The organism is Glycomyces sp. MUSA5-2, from assembly GCF_037034145.1.
In the GTDB taxonomy this organism is placed as follows: Bacteria; Actinomycetota; Actinomycetes; order Mycobacteriales; family Micromonosporaceae; genus Glycomyces; species Glycomyces artemisiae.
This window is the reverse complement of the sequence record NZ_JBAGKG010000010.1, coordinates 91,282-109,503: the sequence shown is the minus strand read 5'-3', so window position 1 is coordinate 109,503 and position 18,222 is coordinate 91,282. Positions and strand designations below refer to the sequence as shown.

The 18,222-nt window shown below is 70.3% G+C and carries 16 protein-coding genes and 2 pseudogenes; 9 read left to right on the top strand and 9 right to left on the bottom strand.

Features of this window, described 5'->3' with window-relative positions; translation table 11 throughout:
• Nucleotides 1–18 precede the first annotated feature (18 nt).
• A complete protein-coding gene (locus WA640_RS24640) occupies nucleotides 19–684 on the bottom strand; it encodes a cytochrome b/b6 domain-containing protein (protein ID WP_335991346.1) in 666 nt (221 codons plus the stop codon).
• On the bottom strand, nucleotides 647–1,099 hold the full coding sequence (locus WA640_RS24635) for an Ig-like domain-containing protein (protein WP_335991344.1): 453 nt from the start codon (nucleotides 1,097–1,099) through the stop codon (nucleotides 647–649). Before WA640_RS24635 ends, WA640_RS24640 begins: the two co-directional genes overlap by 38 nt.
• Nucleotides 1,100–1,205: 106 nt before the next feature.
• On the opposite strand from WA640_RS24635, the gene WA640_RS24630 reads away from it, so the two are divergent.
• The gene (locus WA640_RS24630) at nucleotides 1,206–1,742 is read left to right on the top strand and encodes an RNA polymerase sigma factor (protein ID WP_335991341.1); all 537 of its coding nucleotides are present in this window, start codon (nucleotides 1,206–1,208) and stop codon (nucleotides 1,740–1,742) included.
• Nucleotides 1,735–2,436: a zf-HC2 domain-containing protein gene (locus WA640_RS28955; protein ID WP_442904818.1), complete on the top strand. Its 702-nt coding sequence runs from the start codon at nucleotides 1,735–1,737 to the stop codon at nucleotides 2,434–2,436. Before WA640_RS24630 ends, WA640_RS28955 begins: the two co-directional genes overlap by 8 nt.
• A 15-nt stretch (nucleotides 2,437–2,451) precedes the next feature.
• Here WA640_RS28955 and WA640_RS28950 read toward each other — a convergent pair.
• From WA640_RS28950 to WA640_RS24600, 6 genes and pseudogenes are all read right to left on the bottom strand, one after another.
• A pseudogene (locus WA640_RS28950) lies at nucleotides 2,452–3,774 on the bottom strand (right-handed parallel beta-helix repeat-containing protein); the annotation flags it as partial.
• 330 nt (nucleotides 3,775–4,104) lie between these two features.
• A pseudogene (locus WA640_RS28945) lies at nucleotides 4,105–4,758 on the bottom strand (glycosyl hydrolase family 32); the annotation flags it as partial.
• A gap of 3 nt (nucleotides 4,759–4,761) precedes the next feature.
• Nucleotides 4,762–5,811, bottom strand: coding sequence for a LacI family DNA-binding transcriptional regulator (locus WA640_RS24615; RefSeq protein WP_335991334.1), 1,050 nt, complete (start codon nucleotides 5,809–5,811; stop codon nucleotides 4,762–4,764).
• Between the two features lie 37 nt (nucleotides 5,812–5,848).
• Nucleotides 5,849–6,688: a carbohydrate ABC transporter permease gene (locus WA640_RS24610; protein WP_335991332.1), complete on the bottom strand. Its 840-nt coding sequence runs from the start codon at nucleotides 6,686–6,688 to the stop codon at nucleotides 5,849–5,851.
• Nucleotides 6,685–7,572 (bottom strand): carbohydrate ABC transporter permease, encoded by an 888-nt coding sequence (locus tag WA640_RS24605; RefSeq protein WP_335991329.1) that lies wholly within the window; start codon nucleotides 7,570–7,572, stop codon nucleotides 6,685–6,687. Before WA640_RS24605 ends, WA640_RS24610 begins: the two co-directional genes overlap by 4 nt.
• Before the next feature lie 77 nt (nucleotides 7,573–7,649).
• Entirely contained in the window at nucleotides 7,650–8,957 is a 1,308-nt protein-coding gene (locus WA640_RS24600; RefSeq protein WP_335991325.1) for an extracellular solute-binding protein, read from the bottom strand.
• A 248-nt stretch (nucleotides 8,958–9,205) separates the two neighbouring features.
• Here WA640_RS24600 and WA640_RS24595 point away from each other — a divergent pair, with 248 nt between their 5' ends.
• Both WA640_RS24595 and WA640_RS24590 read left to right on the top strand, forming a co-directional pair.
• Nucleotides 9,206–9,376, top strand: coding sequence for a hypothetical protein (locus WA640_RS24595; RefSeq protein WP_335991322.1), 171 nt, complete (start codon nucleotides 9,206–9,208; stop codon nucleotides 9,374–9,376).
• Between the two features lie 50 nt (nucleotides 9,377–9,426).
• Nucleotides 9,427–10,638 carry a NosD domain-containing protein gene (locus WA640_RS24590; RefSeq protein ID WP_335991320.1) on the top strand — a complete coding sequence of 404 codons (1,212 nt, stop codon included), beginning with the start codon at nucleotides 9,427–9,429 and terminating at the stop codon, nucleotides 10,636–10,638.
• A 26-nt stretch (nucleotides 10,639–10,664) separates the two neighbouring features.
• Here WA640_RS24590 and WA640_RS24585 read toward each other — a convergent pair whose 3' ends face one another.
• Entirely contained in the window at nucleotides 10,665–11,762 is a 1,098-nt protein-coding gene (locus tag WA640_RS24585; protein ID WP_335991318.1) for a hypothetical protein, read from the bottom strand.
• A 144-nt stretch (nucleotides 11,763–11,906) separates the two neighbouring features.
• Between WA640_RS24585 and WA640_RS24580 the strand changes: the two genes are divergently transcribed.
• The 5 genes from WA640_RS24580 (at nucleotide 11,907) to WA640_RS24560 (ending at nucleotide 18,173) form a co-directional block, all read left to right on the top strand.
• Nucleotides 11,907–12,227: a trypco2 family protein gene (locus WA640_RS24580; protein WP_335991317.1), complete on the top strand. Its 321-nt coding sequence runs from the start codon at nucleotides 11,907–11,909 to the stop codon at nucleotides 12,225–12,227.
• Between the two features lie 21 nt (nucleotides 12,228–12,248).
• Nucleotides 12,249–16,445: a hypothetical protein gene (locus tag WA640_RS24575; protein ID WP_335991315.1), complete on the top strand. Its 4,197-nt coding sequence runs from the start codon at nucleotides 12,249–12,251 to the stop codon at nucleotides 16,443–16,445.
• A gap of 149 nt (nucleotides 16,446–16,594) precedes the next feature.
• On the top strand, nucleotides 16,595–16,912 hold the full coding sequence (locus tag WA640_RS24570) for an antibiotic biosynthesis monooxygenase (protein WP_335991314.1): 318 nt from the start codon (nucleotides 16,595–16,597) through the stop codon (nucleotides 16,910–16,912).
• Nucleotides 16,913–16,960: 48 nt separating this feature from the next.
• Nucleotides 16,961–17,452 (top strand): hypothetical protein, encoded by a 492-nt coding sequence (locus tag WA640_RS24565; RefSeq protein WP_335991313.1) that lies wholly within the window; start codon nucleotides 16,961–16,963, stop codon nucleotides 17,450–17,452.
• A 73-nt stretch (nucleotides 17,453–17,525) separates the two neighbouring features.
• On the top strand, nucleotides 17,526–18,173 hold the full coding sequence (locus tag WA640_RS24560) for an FMN-dependent NADH-azoreductase (protein ID WP_335991311.1): 648 nt from the start codon (nucleotides 17,526–17,528) through the stop codon (nucleotides 18,171–18,173).
• The last annotated feature ends 49 nt before the right edge of the window (nucleotides 18,174–18,222 follow it).

The window sequence follows — 18,222 nt, the reverse complement described above, 5'->3', positions numbered from 1 at the left end:
GCGGTTCCGGTGCGCGGTTCACCGCCTGCGGCGCGTCCACTCCGGCCAGACGCGTTCGGCGTCGGATCTTCTGAGCCGCCCGCCGAGGTGCATCGAGCGCCACACGCCGCGGTACCCGGGGAGCACCCCGGACGCGATCAGGATGTGGCCCAGGATGAGCGGGGTCAGCAGATAGGTCGACCACCGGTGGACCAGGTTGCACCACGCGAACACCGGGCCGCCGGAGGCCAGGACCAGCCCGACGCCGCTCGCGATGAGAAGCGCGAGGAGGACCAGCATGGCGACGTTCGCGATGCGCTGCCCGGGGTCGAAGCGCCCGCTGTGCGGGGCGAACCGGCCGGTGAACGCGGCCGCGGGCCAGCGCCGGAGCCATGCCATGTCGCCCTTGGCGAACCGCACCGAGTCGGCCAGCAGCGACCGCAGCCCCCGCCGCCCGATCAGCGCGCCGCCGACCGCGACGGCGGCGAGGGCCCAGCCCGCGCCCGTGTGGATCTCGGCGTCCGACCAGCCGGTCGCCTCGGCCAGGAGGCTCGGTCGGCCCTCCTGACCGAGGGTGAGCCACCAGCCGGTCCCGAGCAGCACGAGCGTCGTCGCGTAGACGCCCGCGTGCAGCCACCGGGCGCGGGCGCTGTTGCGCCGAACCGGTTCAGTAGCCGTATCCGCCGCCGTCGTCCTCGTCCTCATCGCCGCCTCCCCCGCCGGTGCCGTCGCCGATCGTCACGGTGACCTCGTCTTCGGCCCCGGCCGCCGAGTGGTCGGCGTTGCGCAGCGACACGTTCAGCGTGTGCTCGCCCGGTTCGAGCCCTTCGAGCACGGGCGAATCGGCACTGACCTCGTACTCCTCGCCGTTCCCGGACTCGATCACCTCGTAGGTGCCGTCGTTCCCGTCGAAGTACAGGTGGACGTGGTGGTTCCCGGACTCGGTCGTGCCCAGCTCCTCGCTCGACTCGACGACGACGGTGAACGGCGCGGTGAGCTCGTCGCCCTCGGCGGGCTGCTCGATGCTCACGGACGGGCCGTCCCCGCCCGGGTCGGTCCCGCCGCAGCCGGCGAGGATCAGCGCGCCGACCGCCAGCGGCGCCGTCAGCTTCTTCAGCATGGTCTCGTCTCCCCTCGAAGCGTGGTGCGGAGGTAATACGGCCGGGCGCGCCGAAAGGATTGGCGTCCTCCGCAATCTCTCGGCGCGCGGTGGTCGTATATAGGGTGTGGAACTGTCAGACGAGGCGCTCCTGGCCGGGGTCGCCGCCGGGGACGCCGACGCGATGGCCGCGTTCGTGCGCCGCCACCAGGCGCGCGTCTTCGGGCTGGCGCTCTCGGTCGTGGGGGTGCGGGCGGTGGCCGAGGAGGTCGCCCAGGAGGCGTTCGTGCGGGTGTGGCGGCACGCGGGCGGATTCGACGCGCGCCGGTCGGCCGCGTCGACGTGGCTGCTGACGATCACGCGGAACGTCGCGATCGACGTGCTCCGGGTCCGCCGCGACCTGGCGACCGATCCGGTCGCCATGGCGCAGTGGCTGATCGCCCCCGGCAACGACGGCGACCGGGTCGACGACAGCCTCGGCGTCACCGACGCGCTCCGTGAACTGCCGCCCGAGCAGGCCGTCGCCGTGCTCCTGTCCGTGCATTTCGGACTGACGGCCCGCGAGATCGGCGAGCACCAGGGCGTCCCGCTCGGGACGGCGAAGACCCGCATCCGGACCGGACTCCTGCGCCTGCGCGCACTGCTGGAGGTGCACCGTGACTGACCATGACGCCGCATGCGGCGAGCTGTCGGACGCGCTGGCGGAGTTCGCCACCGGTGCCGCCGGCGGCTCCGACCGCGCGCGGGTGCTGCGGCACACGGCCGGTTGCAGCGAGTGCCGCGAGACCTTGGCCGCGCTGTCGGCCGCCGCGGACGAGGTGCTGCTGATCGCGCCGGAGCGGCAGCCGCCCGCCGGGTTCGAGACCGCCGTGCTGGACCGCATCGCGGCACTGGACGCCGCGCCCGCGCCCGCGCGCCCGCGCCGCAGGCTCGTGCGGGTGCTCGCCGCTGCGGCGGCGGCGCTGCTCGTCGGTGCCGCTGCAGCCCTGGGGGTCTGGCTGGCGACCGCGCCCGACCGCGAGCTCGCCGACTCCTACAGGGACACGCTCGGCGTCGCCGACGGCCGCTACTTCACGGCCGCCCCGGTGCTCGACTCCGGCGGCGCGCAGGTCGGGCACGTCTTCGCCTACCAGGGCGACCCGTCATGGGTCTTCGCCGTCCTCGACGGCGCCCCCGAGGACGGCGCCTGGCAGGTCGTCGTGGCCACCGAGGACTGGACCGGCACCATCGCGACCTGCGACGCCACCGAAGGCTCCTGCGGCGCAGGGGCAACGATCGACGCCGACGTCTACCAGCTCCGCGAGGTCGAGCTCATCGCCCCGAACGGAACGGTCCTGACCGCGACCTTCGATCACTAAGCCTCCCAGCCCGGCCACGGTCGGACTGGGCCGGAACGCGTTCGCGGCGGCGTCGATGACGACTTGGGCTGCGGTTCCCGAATCGAGGATCGTGTTCCGGGTCGACTCCGGATCGACCTTGACGGCCGTGACCGCGAGGCGCTCCGCGGCACCGGTCGAGAGCAGCGCGCCGACCTGCGCCGCATAGGCGGAGCCGCTCGACTCGCCGCGGACGTCCATCGCCACCACATGATTGGCGGCGATGTAGTTCCGCTCCCCCGTCTTCAGGCGAATGACGACGGGTGCCGACCCGGCCGGGCGGACCCGGTCGGCGTCGACGATCGCGGAGAAGTGGTTCCCGATGACGGAGTTGTCGCTGCCGCTGACGGCGAGCAGACCGAAGTCGTCGTCGAGTCCGTTGTCGACGCCGGAGAACGGGGCCCAGGGCTCGTGGTCCCGCAGGAAGTGGTTCGAGCCGACGAGGTTCTCCGAACTCGCCTCCAGGACGACCATGCCGGGGTAGAAGGAGTGCAGCCGGTTGTTCGTGACGCTCGACCTCGTGACGCCGTTGAGGCGCACACTGCTCGCCCCGCGCGGGAAGACGTTGTTCGCGGTGATCAGCAGCCCGCCATGGTGTTCCGCGTAGATCGAGTGGCCCTTGAAGCCGGCCCCGATCAGGTTGTCGGTGATCTTCGAGGCCTGGCCCCATCCGCGCAGTTCGATGCAGCTGCCGCACTCGGCGATGAAGTTGTCGTGGATCGAGAGCGCGTCGGCATTGTGGACGGTGAGCGCGTGTTCGAGGTAGATGAAGCCCATGCCGTTGACGCGGAACGAATCGTTGGCGTCCGCGACGTAGATGCCCGTCCTGCCGTTGACGTAGGTGTTCTCCGGGTCGAGCCCTGATCCGTCCGGGGCGAAGTGCAGCCCGTCGATGCAGAAGTCCGCGAACTCGACCGAGCTGATCCGCGGGCTCCCGCTCCGCGCGACGTAGAAGGCCGCGCCCGCGGACTCCTCTGCTCCCGCAGGCAGGTCGACGATGATGCGGCTGCCCCCGGGCCACAGCTCGTGGAGGTCCGGCCACTCGTCCTCGGGCACGTTGAAGCGGATGCTCGACGAGGTGAATCCGTGTCCGGCGCCCTCGATCCGCAGGAAGCTGATGTCGATGAGCACTTGGGTGCGGAGCCGGTAGTCCCCCGGCGGCACGTAGATCACGGCCCCGGGCTTGCCGCCGTCGTGCTCGTCGGTTGCTTTCTGCCTGCTCTTGACGTCCGCGATGATGCTGTTGAACACCTCGCCGATGTCCTCGGCCGCATCGCCGACGGGCCACTGCGTGACGTCGTAGTGGTTGTCGCCGGGCATGGCGGCTCGCCTTCCTGTCCGCGGTGGTGCAGCGACCTCCTCGACGGCGAGTCGGCCGTCGGCCCATCGGACCGGTTGCGGGTCGGTGATCTCGCCGATCCAGTTCCCGTGCTCGTCCTCGTTGCGGAACGCCAGGAAGCACCACTGGCCCGCGCGGTCCTGCACCAGTTTGCCGACGTAGCGGCGCTCGTCGGTGATGCGGTACGCCTCCTCCAACGCGAACGGCCCGGCCATGGAGTCGACGGAGTCGATCGGGAAGGCCCACACGCCGCCCACCGGGTCGCCGTCGCGGCGGCCTTGGGCCAGTTCGGAACCGAGGCAGGAGAACAGCCCGACCGGGGTGCCGTCAACGTCGGCGACCTGGACCACCTCGACATGTCCGAATCCGGCGCCCGGCTCGGACACCGGCGGCTGGACGGTCCAGTGGACCAGGTCCGGGGAGGTCGCGTGCCCGATCACACCCCGGTCGTCGGGAGCGCCGTGGTTCGCGCGCGCGGTGACCAGCATGTGCCAGCCGTCCTCGCCGCGGAACACCCACGGGTCGCGCCACGCCTGGTCCGGCCACTGCCGGGTCGCGGCCGTCTCGTACCAGCGGGGGTCCGGTTCGAGCACCTGCCGCTCGGGCTCGCGCCGCCAGGTGAAGAGGTCGTCGGAGACGACCGAGCTGATCCGCTGCTCCAGCCCGTCCTCGGCGCGGCTCACCGCCGTGTAGAACATCCGCCACAGGCCGTCGTCGCCGCGGACGACCGACCCCGTCCAGGTCGCGAGGTCGTCGAACGCGGGGGCGTCGTCCGGGACGACCGCGTCGGCGTGCTCGGTCCACGTCGTCAGGTCCGTGGAGGTCGCGTGCCCGATCACGGCGCGCCAGTGCCGGCGGTCGGGATCGAGGAGCGCCCTGGACGCCTTCAGGAAGAACAGGTGGTAGCGGTCGCCGTCGTCGGCGATCCAGAAGTCCCACACCCACGATGCGGTGAGTCGGAGCATGTCTCAGGCCTTTCGGTGTTCTCGGGGCGCGGCGACCGAGCCGCGGGTGACCAGGGGGCAGTGGAGGCGGGTCGGGACGTCGGCGGGGAGCTGCTCGGCGTCCCCGCTGAGCAGGTGCACGAGCATCTCGACGGCCCACTCCCCCATCTCGTAATGCGGCAGCGCCACCGTGGTGAGGCCGGGGAACAGGTTCGCGGCGATGAGCTCCTGGTTGTCGAAGCCCACAATGGACAGATCGCGTGGGATGTCCAGGCCCAGCTCGGCCGCGGCCCGGTAGGCGCCCATGGCCATCCGGTCGTTGTAGCAGAACAGGGCGGTCGGCCGGTCGTCCCTCGCGAGGAGCTCCCGCGCGAGCGTGTACCCGGGGAGGGTCTCCGAGGGCGCCTGGAGGATCAGCCGCTCGTCGATCGGGATGCCGTGCCGGTGCAGCACGTTCTTGTATCCGATGAGGCGCTCGTGCGTGGCGGGCACGTCGTCGTCGTTGTTGAGGAAGCCGATGCGCCGGTGCCCGGCCTCGACGAGGTGGGTGACGGCGGCGACCGCGCCGCCCACCTCGTCGGGGACGACCGCGGGGAGGGCCCCGTCCCGGTCGGTCGCGTCGATGAGCACGGCGGGCACGCCCCGCAGGTTCTCGGGCGCGGACACCTGGCGGTGGTACATGGTCGCGTACAGGACGGCCTCCACCTGCCGGTCGATGAGCGTCTGCACGTCGTCCCCGTGGGAGCCGCCGCTCTCGCGGTCGGCGTTGACGATGACCAGGGTGAAGTCGTGGGCGCGGGCAGCGTTCTGCGCGCCGAGGATGATCCGGCCCGCGTGCGGGGTGGTCGCGATCTCCTCGCTCAGCAGGCCGATCAGGCCGGACCGGTTGGTGCGCAGCGCACGAGCCGCCCGGTTGGGGCCGTAGCCGAGCCGGGCCGCCGCTTCGCGGACCCGCGCCCGCGTCTCCGCCGAGACCCGCGTCTGCGGGGTGTCGTTGAGGACGTGGGACACCGTGGTGATGGAGACGCCGGCCAGTTTGGCCACGTCTCGGATGCCGACGCCGTTCACCGCCATGGTCGTCTCCTGCCTGTTTGGATCGGGTTGCGTCCGTTCATCCTTTCACTGCCCCCAGGGTCAGGCCCGCGACGATGTGGCGCTGGAGCACGAGGGTCAGCAGGATGACCGGGAGCGAGTACGCGGCGGCCAGCGCCGTCATCGCGCCCCAGTCGAGTCCGAACTGCGTCTGGAAGTTCGCGATCACGATGGGGGTCGTCTGCGCGCGCACCGAAGTGAGCAGCAGCGCGAACAGGAACTCGTTCCACGAGGCGAGGAACGCGAAGATCGCCGTCACCGCGAGGCCGCCGGACACCACCGGCAGCACGACCCGCCAGAGCGCTCCGAGCCGCGACGCACCGTCCATTTTGGCGGCTTCTTCGAGCTCGTCGGGGACGGCCTCGAAGAAGCTCGCCATGAGCCAGATCGAGAGCGGCAGCGAGATCGTCGTGTGGGCGATGGCGAGGGCGAATGAGGTGTCGGCGATCCCCAAGGCGCGCATGGTCTCCACAAGCGGAGCGCCGATCGCGATCGTCGGCACCATGCGGGTGACGAGCGCCGCGAGCACGAACACCCGCCCGCTCGGCGTGCGGTACCTGGTGACCGCGTAGGCGGCGGGGACGGCGAGCACGAGGGAGATGAGCGTGCTGAGCACGGCCGTCGTGACGCTGTTGACGAGCGCCGGGACGACGCCCTCCTTCGACAGGGCCGCGACGTAGTTCTCCAGCGTCCACGCGTCCGGGAGCACCGACGGGGGCACCGCGATCGCCTCGCTCGGGGGTTTGAAGGAGGTGAGGAGGAGGTAGGCGAACGGGAAGCCGTACAGCACCAGGATCACGGCGAGCAGGACGCCGAGGATCGCCTTCGTGGACCGGCGGCGGGTCTCGATGCCGTTCATCGCGCCTCCCCCGGCCGCCAGATCGCGGCGACGGCGATCGACGCGACCAGGAGCATCCCGATGAGGTAGACCGTGCCCATCGCGCTCGCGAGTCCGATGTCGCCGTAGCGGGTCATGGTGCGGTAGACGAGCAGGCTGAGCGTGGTCGTGCTCTCCTGCGGGCCGCCGTCGGTCTGGATGAGGATGATGTCGAACGCGCGGGCCGCGTCGATGCCGCGCACGATGAGCGCGACGGCCATCACCGGGCGCAGCAGCGGGATGATCACCCGCAGCAGCATCGTGGGGTACCGCGCGCCGTCGATGCGGGCGGCCTCCAGGATCTCGCCCGGGATGGTCTGGAGCCCGGCGAAGAGCACGAGGGTGATGAACGAGGTCGTCAGCCACACGTCGGGGAGGGCGACCGCGAAGATCGCGATCGTCGGGTCGCTCAGCCAGCCGATCTGGTTGGCGCTCTCCAGGATCCCGGCCCGCACGAGGAGCTCGTTGACGATGCCGAAGTTGTCGATGAGCAGGAAGCGCCACAGCAGCCCGGCCACGACGGGCGCGATCATCAGCGGGTACATGAAGACCGTGCGGAACACCGCCGAGCGGCGGCCCAGGGCCGCGAAGATCAGCGCGACGGCGAGGCCGACGGCGAATTCGAGCGCGACCACGACGACCGTGTAGACGACGGTGCGGAGCGCCGCGCCCTGGAACGAGGCCGAGGCGAACGCGTCGGTGAAGTTCTGGAGGCCGACGAAGGCGCGGGGTCCGCCCGCGATCGGCGAGATGTCGTAGAAGGCGTTCGAGACGAACCGCAGGAGCGGCCACAGCACGAAGGCCGCGAGGAAGAGGGCTGCCGGGGCCATGAGCAGCAAGGCGAACCGGCGATCGTTGACACGCACAGTGGATGGTCTTTCTGGTCGGTCGGGGCGGTCGGCGGCGGCGGTGCCGCCGACCGCCGGAGCGGAAGGGCCTGCGGCTATTGGAGGATCGCCTCGATCTGCGCTTCGGCCTCCTGGAGCAGGGCGGCGTTGTCCGCGCCCGGCTCGACGGCCTTCTGGAGCATGGGCGTGAGCACGGTGTCGACGATCTCCTGCCACTGCGGGGTCGCCGGGCGGGCGCGGGTGGCCGGGGCGTTGAGCGTGTCGAGGAGGGCCGGGTAGTGCTCCATGCCCGCGACCCCCGCCTGCGACTCGAACGCGGAGATGCGCGCGACCAGGCCCAGCGACGTGTCGATCGAGAGGTCGTTGTGCTCGTAGGCGAACGCGACGAAGTCCTTCGCCAGCTCCTGCTTCGCGCTCGCCGCGGGCACCGAGAGGTACCAGGCGCCGGGCACCCCGGCGACGCCGCCCGCGCCCGCGATCATGGGCGCCGCGCCGATGTCGCCCGCGACGGGCGAGTCGTCGGGGGTCTGGGTGTAGGCGTGGCCCCAGAACCGCATCATGGCGAGCTGCCCCTGGTAGAAGAGGTTCTGCGCCCCGGCCCAGTCCAGTTGGGCCGCCCCGGCGGGGGCGTACGGCAGGAGGCTCGTGTAGTAGTCGAGCGCCTCCAGGTGCTCGGCGTCGTTGATCGTGACGTCGCCGGTCTCGGCGTCGAGGACCATGTGCTCCTCGCCGGTCTGCGAGACCGTGGCGAGCCACTCGGTCTCGACGGCGCCCTTGACGTCGGTGCCGTAGAGGTCGGTCTGCCCGTCGCCGTCCGTGTCGCGCGTGAAGAACTCCGCGGCGTCGCGGTACTGCTCCCAGGTGGTGGGAGGCGCGAGCGGGTAGCCGTACGCCGCTTCGAAGTCGGCCTGGTTCTGCGGGTCCCCGAACAGGTCGGTGCGGTAGTAGAGGATCTCGGAGTTGGTGAAGATCGGCATGCCGACGTACGCGCCGCCGACCTGCGCCTCGCTCACGAGGCCCGGGAACAGGTCCGCTTTCACCTCGTCGGTGAACAGGTCGTCGAGGGGCGCGACGCCGTCGGCGAAGGCGCTGAGCCAGATCGCGTCGAGGGCGGCGACGTCGAAGGACACGCTGCCCGAGCCGAGCTCGGTCTGGATGCGGTCGTAGAGGCCGTCGTAGGGCAGTTCGACGAGGGTGACCGTGGTGCCGGTCTCCTCCTTGAAGAGGTCGGCGATCGGCTGGAGTTCCGCCAGTCCCCCGCCTTCGACGACGACGGTGAGCTCGTCGTCCGCGGCGTCGCCGCCTGCGCCGCATCCCGAGAGCGCGAGCGTGCAGGCAGTCGCCGCGGCGGTGGCGAGGGTCGCGGTCCGGGCACGGCCGCTGGTATTGCGAAGCGACTTCACTTCGACTCCGTTCTTGTAGCAGCTCTGCTACGCGTGAGGGGTCACCGTCGAGGCCGGTGACAAAACGTTTTGACAAAACGTCTTGGCACGAGTCTGCGACCCCGGATCGGGGACTGTCAATGCCAAACACTGAAAAAATTTGCCAAAATCGTTTGGCACATTGACCAGGCAGAACGCGCGGCCCTAGCATTCTTCAGCACGGTGCCAAATCCATTTGGCTCCTGCCCCTCGACGAAGACGGAGCACCCATGAGCCCCTCGCCCGCCGGCCCCGGCCGCCGCACCCTCCTCCTCGCCCTCGGCGCCGCCGCCGTCCTCGCGGGAGTCGGCGCGCCCCGGCCCGCCCGCGCCGAAGCGGAGACGGCCCCGGCGCAGGACGCCGCGGACCGGCCGCACCGCACCCTCATCGGCCTGATCTAGTCCGCCGCCCCCTCACCACCACATCGACCTCGACGAAGCGGGAGACCACCATGCCCTCGACCATCTACGACGTGACCACCTGGACCGTCCCCGGCAGCCCCGGCACGACCGCATACACCGACATCGGCGCCGTCGTGAACAGCATCATCGCCGACATCAAGGCGAACCAGCCGAATCAGGCGTCGAAACCGGGCGCGGTCGTCTACATCCCGCCGGGCGACTACTCGCTGAAGACCCGCATCGTCATCGACGTCAGCTACCTCCAGATCAAGGGCTCCGGCCACGGGTTCACCTCGTCGAGCATCCGCTACAACAGCGGCAGCACCTCCGGCTGGTGGGAGATCTGGCCGGGCGGCAGCCGCATCAAGGTCGAGAACACCGACGGGAACGCGGAGGCGATCCTCATCAGCCGCGGCGGGTCGCCGCGCCTGAGCTCGATCGAACTGGTCGACTTCTGCCTCGACGGGCTCTCGTTCACCCCCGACCAGAACAGCTACCGCAACGGCAAGATCGGCGTGCGCTCCACAAGCGACACCGACTCGCTGCGCATCGCCGGACTGGGCCTGGTCTACCTCGAACGCGGCGTCGTGCTCACCGGCGTCGACGCGTTGCAGCTCAACGGCAACTTCATCGCCGAATGCGGCAGCTGCGTCGAACTCGTCGGCTCCGGGCAGGCGACCATGGTCAACGGCAACCACCTCGGCGCCGGACCGGCGGGGTTCTCGCTCTTCGCGGAAGGCCACTTCGGACTCATCGTCTCGGGCAACAACGTCTTCCCGCGCGGCAAGAGCTCCGTGCACCTGAAGAACTGCAACGACTCCACCGTCTCGGCCAACCGCCTCCACTCGTTCTCCTCCGGCATGGTGACCCTCGAAGGCGACTGCCGCAACAACCTCATCGGCGCGAACCACTTCCTGCGCAACCGCGAGTCCTTCGGCCCCTTCCAGGGCGTGCCGCTCACGACCGACGACCTGTTCGGCCTGGTCCACATCAACGGCAGCGGCAACACCGTCACCGGCAACCACTTCACCTACGACGTGCCCTCCGCCTCCATCACCCCCTCCGGAGCGGTCCCGACCATCGTCCTGGTGAAGTCCGGCAGCGGCAACTACCTGGCGACGAACCACCACGTCGCGAACGTCGGCGTCCGCTCGGCCGTGCTCGACGGCAGCACCACGAACACGAAGGTCCTCGACTCCGGCACCACCGCCGAATTCCAAGCCCTCAGCGGAGCGACCTACGGCTTCCGCGCCACCCCCTAGCCCACTGCGACGGCGCGCCCGGAGCCTCAAGCCCCCGGGTGCGTCAGCCCTGCCGCCGCAAGGTCGAGGACGAACCAGTCTCCGGTGTCGGTGAATCGGTGGAGTCGCCTCCCGCGGGCGATGGTGGCGGCGAAATCACAGCCGTCATCGGTGCCGATGTGGAAGGTCTCCCGCAGGACGGTGCCGGACTCGATGAGCGTGCCGGTGGTCAGCGTGTCCGGCCCGGCGCCGTACCCGCCGATCCATCCTGCCGCCCCGTCGTCGATCAGGAACCCGTGCGCACCTGCGGCGACGTCGTTCTGCCACGTGGTGACCCGCTGCTCGTCGACGCGGACCAGGGGGAAGTCCGGATACACGGAGGCCCACACCGTTTCGTCAATGACGTTGAGCGCGTAGCAGTCGCCGATCCAGGGCGCCTCCGGATCGTCGAAGGAGTAGGACCAGACTTGACGCAGGTCCGAGTCGAACTCGACGAGCCCGGGGGCGCCGATCGGTTCGGGCGCACCAGTTCCGCCCCATCCGTTGTTGCCGAAGACGCCCTCGTCGAAGTAGGCGGCGATGATCCGGCCGCTCAGGGTGGTCTGCACATCGGCGATGCCGTCGCCGAACGTGCCGGTCCGAGCGATTCCGCCGGCGGGGTCGATGACCACCGCGTTGTGCTCAGCGATGCCTGCGCTGACGCGGCACCTCGTCCCGACGATCAGGAGCCGGCCCCCCGGCAGGGGCTGAAGATTCGGGAAGGCGAGTGTCATGCCGTCGATCTCGGTGACGGTCTGGCGCCCGTCCGGCGCAGCGACGACGACCCGGGCCGACCAGGGCGGCACCTGCGAAGCCGGCGAACGGACGCCGTTGGCGTACTCGACATAGCCGAAGATCCGCTCGGCCAGCGCGTCCGGACCCCATAGCGTGACGGCTTCACCGGCCGGTCCCACATGGGCGGTGAGGAGCACATCGCCGGGCCGCGGCGGAGTCAGGCGGTGCAGCAGCCGCATCGGCACCGAACGCGGTGCAGGCTCTGGTATCTCGGGGTTGGAGGGCATGCGGGCATTCTGGCATGACGTCAGGGACCGGCAGTCGGGCGCGGTGCCGGCAACGACGGCACCGCGCCGGAGGTGGTCACCCACGCCGGCGAACCACTCGCCGCCCGAGGGGACTGCCGACCTCACCGCCGGAGAGGGTCGTCAGTGAATGCACTCGAACGGGCAAGTGTCGGCTAGCCGACAGCCGCGGGGACCTCGCCGGAGGGCGGTGGTCGTTAATGTCGGTTGATGGACCCCATCCCCCTCAGCGAGGCCGTGAACGAACTGCGCAAGGAGCTGAAGCTGGCGCTGGAGCAGGCCGATGACAAACTCCACTTGGAAGTCAACGAGGTCGAGCTCGAACTCTCGCTGGACTTCAGCCGGCAGCGCGGGGGCGGCCTCAAGTTGTCGGTCCCGAGCCTCGGCGGCGCCGAAGCCAACGCTGGCAGCACGACCGCGCGCCTTCACCGCGTCAAGCTCCTCCTCAGCCCGACCCTCGCCGCGGAGGACGGCGGGCAGCCGGGCGTGCTGAACCTGTCTTCGGAAGAACCGGACGACGGGAAATGGTGAGCCCGACCACGACGACGCACGATGCCTGAGTTCGACCCCCGCAACCACCAGGACCAGATCGTCCGCGTCAAGACGCTGACCTTCGACGCCGACGGGAACCGACTGCCGCCCCGCGCGATGACCGGCTACCTCGTCGCCGACGAGCTCGTGGTCACCTGCGCCCACGACGTGGTCGGCAGTGTGAAGATCCGGGTGGTGCAGTCCGATCGCGGCATCGATCTGCCCGGGGAGCTCGCGTGGCCCCTGCCCGGGGTCGACGAGGTCGACACCAACCTGCTCGATGTCGCGGTGGTGCGGGTCCCCGGATTGAAGGCACCGCCCGGACGCCGCACCGGCTGGGGCCATTACTCGGGCTTGGTCGGGCATGTCGAGGCCGGCGGCATCGGGTTCCCGGTCGCCTCCAGCGACGGCGCCCGGACGCACCCGACGCCGGTCAGCGGGACGATCACTCCGGGCGAGGGCGCGGAGCGGCACCGGCTGGTCCTGACGGTCACGACGGCGCGGCCGGAGCAGCCGGAGCACTGGGTCGGCCTGTCGGGCATGGCGATCCAGGACCGGAACGGGGACCTGCTCGGTATCGTGGCGCAGCTCCCGGAGGGCTGGGACGGCAGGCGGCTGCACCTCGTCCCCGCCCAGCTGATCCTGGGCCAACCCAGGCTCCACGCGCTGCTCGAACGCCCGGTGCTGCGCTCGCTCGGCGCCAAGCACCCCTTGATCAAACCCGCGTTCGAGGAGATCGGCGAGGAGACCGAGTTCAATCTCATCACCGCGAGGTACGGCCAGGTCCGGTTCGTCGAGGCGAGCCACGGATCGGAACTCGACGAGCTCGCCTCCTGGTGCACCGGCGCCGAGGACCGCTCCCCTGAATGCGACGTGCGCGTGCGGATGCTCCTGGGGCCGGGCGGGTCGGGCAAGACGAGGCTCGCCGCCGAACTGTGCAAACGCGTCCAGGGCTCCGAGCAGAAGTGGCTCGCGGGGTTCGCCCGCGAGGAGGGGGCCGTCCCGTGGGACGAGCACGAGCCGCAGCATCCCACGCTCGTCGTGTTCGACTATGTGGAGCGTCCGGCCGTCGCCGCCAAGGTCGCCGTCTTCCTGCGGCATCTCGACCGCCTCGGCCCGGCGCTCAAGGCCCGGGTCCGCGTGCTCCTGGTGTCCCGCAACGCCCACGAGTGGCGCGAGCACATCGACCTGCAGGGCGGGGGCGTGCTGAGCCGGCGGCTGCGGGCAGAAGGGGCGTCGGCAAGCCTCACGCTGCGCGCGGAGGAGTTCACCCCGCAGCTGCGGGAGCTCCACTTCCACGCCGCCTTCGACCGGTTCGCCGAGACCGGAAAACCGGTCGACCTCACCGAGCATCTGCGCGTCGTCGCCGACGAGGAGTTCGAGTCGCCGCTGCTCGTGCACATCGCCGCGCTCCTGGCGGCCCGCGGCGACGGCGTGCCCTTCTCCAGGGCCGAGACGCTCCAGAGCACCCTGCTGTCCTATCTGATCCGCCGGGAGCGCAAGACGCGGTGGGCCGACAAGCGGGCCCTGACCACGACGATGATGGACCCCGAGGACACCCAGCAGGCGCTCCACGCGGTCGCGATCATGACGCTGACGATCCCCACGATCGAGGAGGCCGAGGAGTTCCTGAAGTCCTCGAAGCTGTGGGTCGACCAGGACAACGCCCACCGGCGCGAGGCCGTCCTCGCCGTCATGGACCTCTACCCGGCGACGGACGAGAGCGGGTGCCCCGCCGACACCGCGGCGCCGATCGAGCCCGACCTCGTCTCGGAGCACCTGCTCATGGAGATCAGGGACCTCGGCACCGTCCTAGAGGGACTCCACCGGCAGCACCTGAACGTGCGGCACTACGCGCGGCTGCTCCACATCCTCTCCCTCGCCTGCGACCACTACCCCGAGCGCGGCAACGAGCTCTTCCAGACCTCGCTCCGCGAGGCGCTGAAGCAGGTCGGCGAGAGCACCTCGCACTGGTCGATGCAGGGCGGCGACACCGTCGCCGACCTGTTCGGGCAGAGCCTCCCCCGCCTGATCCAGAGCGCCTCCAACCAGGCCGGTAAACAGGACCCCGTCACCGCCACCATCCTCACCGGCGCCCTGGTCCAAATGCGGGACAACGTCCACATGCAGGCAATGGCGGCCGGCCTGGAGTTCGGCTGCTGCCACGGCACGCGCGAACTGGTCGAACTCCGCTGCGCCCTGCTCTCCCTCACCGTGCGGCACCATCGGCGCGGCGACGACCGCGAAGCGCTGCTCGGGAGCCTTGAACGGCTGGTGGACACTCTGCTCGAACTGGAACTGCACGGCGAGGTGATGGCACCGTTGAACGAGCTCCTCGCGATCCGCGCAGCCCTGGGGCACGCGGACCCGGAGGACTACTCGCCGAACACGGCCCAGATCGACCGGCTCATGCAGCAGTTCCTCGCCCGGGGCCTGCACGACGACGCCTTCACGCTGATGCGGGTCGCGCTCTCGGTGCACCGGCGCATCGAAGAGGACGATTTCCCGTTCTACGGCAAATATCTGCGGGTCCTCGACGAAGTACACCTCGCGCTCCGGCATTCGGGGCGCCTCTCCGAATCCCTGGAGATGGTCCGCGAAGCGATCCGGGCCCGCCAGGTCCTCGGCATCGACGACGCCGCGTCGCTCGGGGAATCCATCGTCGCGCTGTCGCGCCTCGCCGACATGTACTCCCGTAGCGGGAACCATTCGTCGGCGGCGTCCACAGCGTTGGAGGCGGTCAGGCTCCTGCGGTCGCTCGGGGAAGAGGACGATGCGGTCTACCGCGGCTTCATCGAGACGGTCGACCGCTCGATCTCGGCCATGATGGACGCCGAGGACGCCGCGGCATACGTCGCATTGCTGCAGGAGGCCATGGTGCTCCGCGCCTGGCGGTCGGAGCGGAACCCGTCCACCCGCCCCGCGTACGCCGAGGCGCTCGAACACTACGGGAACCGGCTGTGGACTCGGGGGAACAGGACGTGGGCCGTGCTCCTGTTCAGGAGGGCGGTCGCGTTCAGGGCGGGCCTGGCCTCCGACGACGACCGCGCCTCGCAGATCGCGCTCTTGTCGGCGCTGTACGACCTGATCGCGGCGCTGACGCACATCGGCGGCGACTCCGACGACCGCGCCGACTTCCTGGCCCGCGCCGCGGCGCGGTGGCAGGAGCTGTCCGAGACGGACCCTAAAGCCGACCACGAGCAGGCCCTCGTCCTTGAGATGCTCGCCTCGGCACAGCTCAAGGCGAACGACCGCAAAGAGGCAGGCAAGTCCCTCGACCGGGCCGAGCGCATTCGGCGGCGGTTCGCCGAAACCGGCGACTACCGGTACCGGAAGCTGACCTCGTCCTTTCAAGCGACGCTTGCGAAGGCGAAGCGACTCGGCGGCTCGTTCGCGCGGCCCTCGGACGAGGAGCACCTCGACGAACTCCGGAGTCTGCGCGTCGCGAGCGGCCGCATCGACCTCCTGGTGTCACTCCACCTGGTGCGGTACGGGACCGACGCCAAGAACCGGCTCGGCACTCGGGAGCGCTGCGACGTCCTCGCCGAAGCGGTCCGCAACTACGAGCGGATGAACTCGGACCGGCAGCAGGCGTACGAGGAGTCGCGCACGCTCGCGCGCGTCGCGCTCATCGAGGCGTATGCGGCGGGAAAGGTGTCCACCAGACGGGCATTGCGCGAGGCCACCGAGGTCCAACGCTACTGCCGGATCTCCGCCAGCCTGCTGGCGAACCGCGCACGGGACGCCCGCAAGGCGATCGCGAAGGAGCGGGGCACCACAGGGAAGACGCTGCGAGCCACCGGGGGCGTCGTCGCTTTCATCGGAACCATCACCCCGATCCTCCCGGTCCTCCTGTGGTACCGCGTCCTCACGATAGGCCGGGCCGACGGCGATCCCGAGAAGGTCTCGCTATCCCTGAGCTGGGGCGTCGCGGTCATCATGACGATCGGAGTCATCTATCTCATAGCGGCGATCGGACTCACCTACGGCATCGGTTTCGAGAACGGCGGTACGAAGATCCCGGACTACCTCGCGATGATCGGGCTTTTCAGCGTCATCCCACTGCTGGCGGGCGGGATCTACATAATCGCGCAGGTTTCACTTTCGGACCTGAAGCCGCTGTCCACTGGAACGCTCTGGGCGACCGCTCTCGCACCCCTCGGCGCCATCGCGGTATCGGCCTTGTCCATCCACCTACTCACAATCCTGCGAAAGTGAACAGCGGCCCTCCCACAGCGCCGTATCGCATAAGGAACGAAGCCGCTTCCCCTCGCTGACGACCCGTGCGGCCGCCATGACGGACGAGGAGCGACCATGAAGGTCACACTGTTCTACTTCGAACCGTCCATTGGAATGAGAGGGCCGAGATGATCCTGCGAACCTGGTCGGCGCGGGCCACTGCAGAGGGCGCCGATGCCTATCGGCGGTACTTCGAGGGCGTCCTGCTGGCGGAGCTGCGCCGTCAGCTCGGTTTTCAAGGCGCCCATCTGGTCGCGGGCGGTGCCGACGGCGCCCCCGACCGGGAGCTCATGGTGCTGACGTTCTGGGAGTCCTACGAGGCGATCCGCGCCTTCGCGGGCGAGCAGCTCGACGCGGCCGTGGTCGAGCCCGAGGCGCAGGCGGTTCTGACCGAGTTCGACCGGACCGTGGTCCACCGGGAAGTCCTGGCCGTAGGCGGTCCGTGACGGTCGAGCACGGCGTCGGCGGCCCGCGCGGCCGCTCGCGCGCTCAGGGTGCGCAAGCAGGTGTCGGATGTTGCCGCGGCGTTGCCGTTCTCGCTGACGCCCGCGCAACGGGCGGTGCGGTGGACTTGTGCCGTCGGGCTGCATCCCTCCCCGACCGGAGCGACAGGACGGATCATCATGGGCACCTTCAAGAAGACCGCAATGTGGACGGGCATCGTGCTCACCGGCTTGTGCGGCATCGTGCTGCTCGGCGGCGGCAAGATCACCTCGGGCGCGCTGCTGATCGTCACCGCTTTCGTGACGGCGATGCTGGTCGGACGCTCCAGGATCCCCGTCTGGCTTCGCGTCGTCCTGATCTGCGCGGTCTTCGCCCTGGTCATCGCGAACATCTCCACCACCCAGATCCCGGACCCCTCGGACCCCATAGCGATGGGGTGCGGCGAGGAACTCGCCTTCGACTACGAGCCGAGCGGCTTCAAGTTCCTGGACCAGGTGGTCCGCATCTTCAACACCTTCCTCGCCGAAGCCGCGCCGTCCTGACGACGGGCAGAGCAGGAACCGGATTCGAACGGCGGCATCGGGCCCGGGCCGGCCCCACGGCTACGCTGTCCCGATGCCCCGGCTCCTGCGCATCGACTCGTCCTATGAAGCGGACGGGTCCGTCTCCCGCGACCTCACCGGCGTCTTCGCGGACGCCTGGCGCGGCCGCGGCGAGGCGTACGACCTCGTCGAACGCGACCTGCGGACCGACCCGGCGCCGCACCTCGCGCACGCAGGCTTGCACTGGGCCCGGGCGCTTCGCGGGGAACCCGCGGAGGAGGAGTCGTACCGCGAGGCGGCCCGGACGCAGCAGGCGCTCGTCGACGAGCTGCTGAGCGCGGACGCGCTGCTGATCGGCGCGCCCATGTACAACTACGCGATGCCCTCGACGCTGAAGGCCTGGATCGACCAGGTCCACGTGCGGGGCCTCACGTCCGCGGACGACCGGGACACCCGGCCGCTGCGCGGCCGCAGCGCCGTCATCGTGGCTACGCGGGGCACCGTCCACGAGTCCGGGACCGTGAACGAGCACCGCGACCACGTGGTGCCGCCGCTGCGGCTGATCCTCGGCGAGGAGTTCGGCATGGAGGTCGCCGTCGTGACGGTCGACCGGACCCTCTCGACTTCCGTTGCGGCGCTGTCGCACGAGCGGCCGGCCTTCGCGGCCGGGCGGCGCGCCGCCGCGGCGCGCCTGGCCGCGCTCGCGCGTTCGATCGGCTGAGCGGCCGGTCCGGCTCCCGTGCGGCCGTGGCAGTATTGCGTCTGCCATC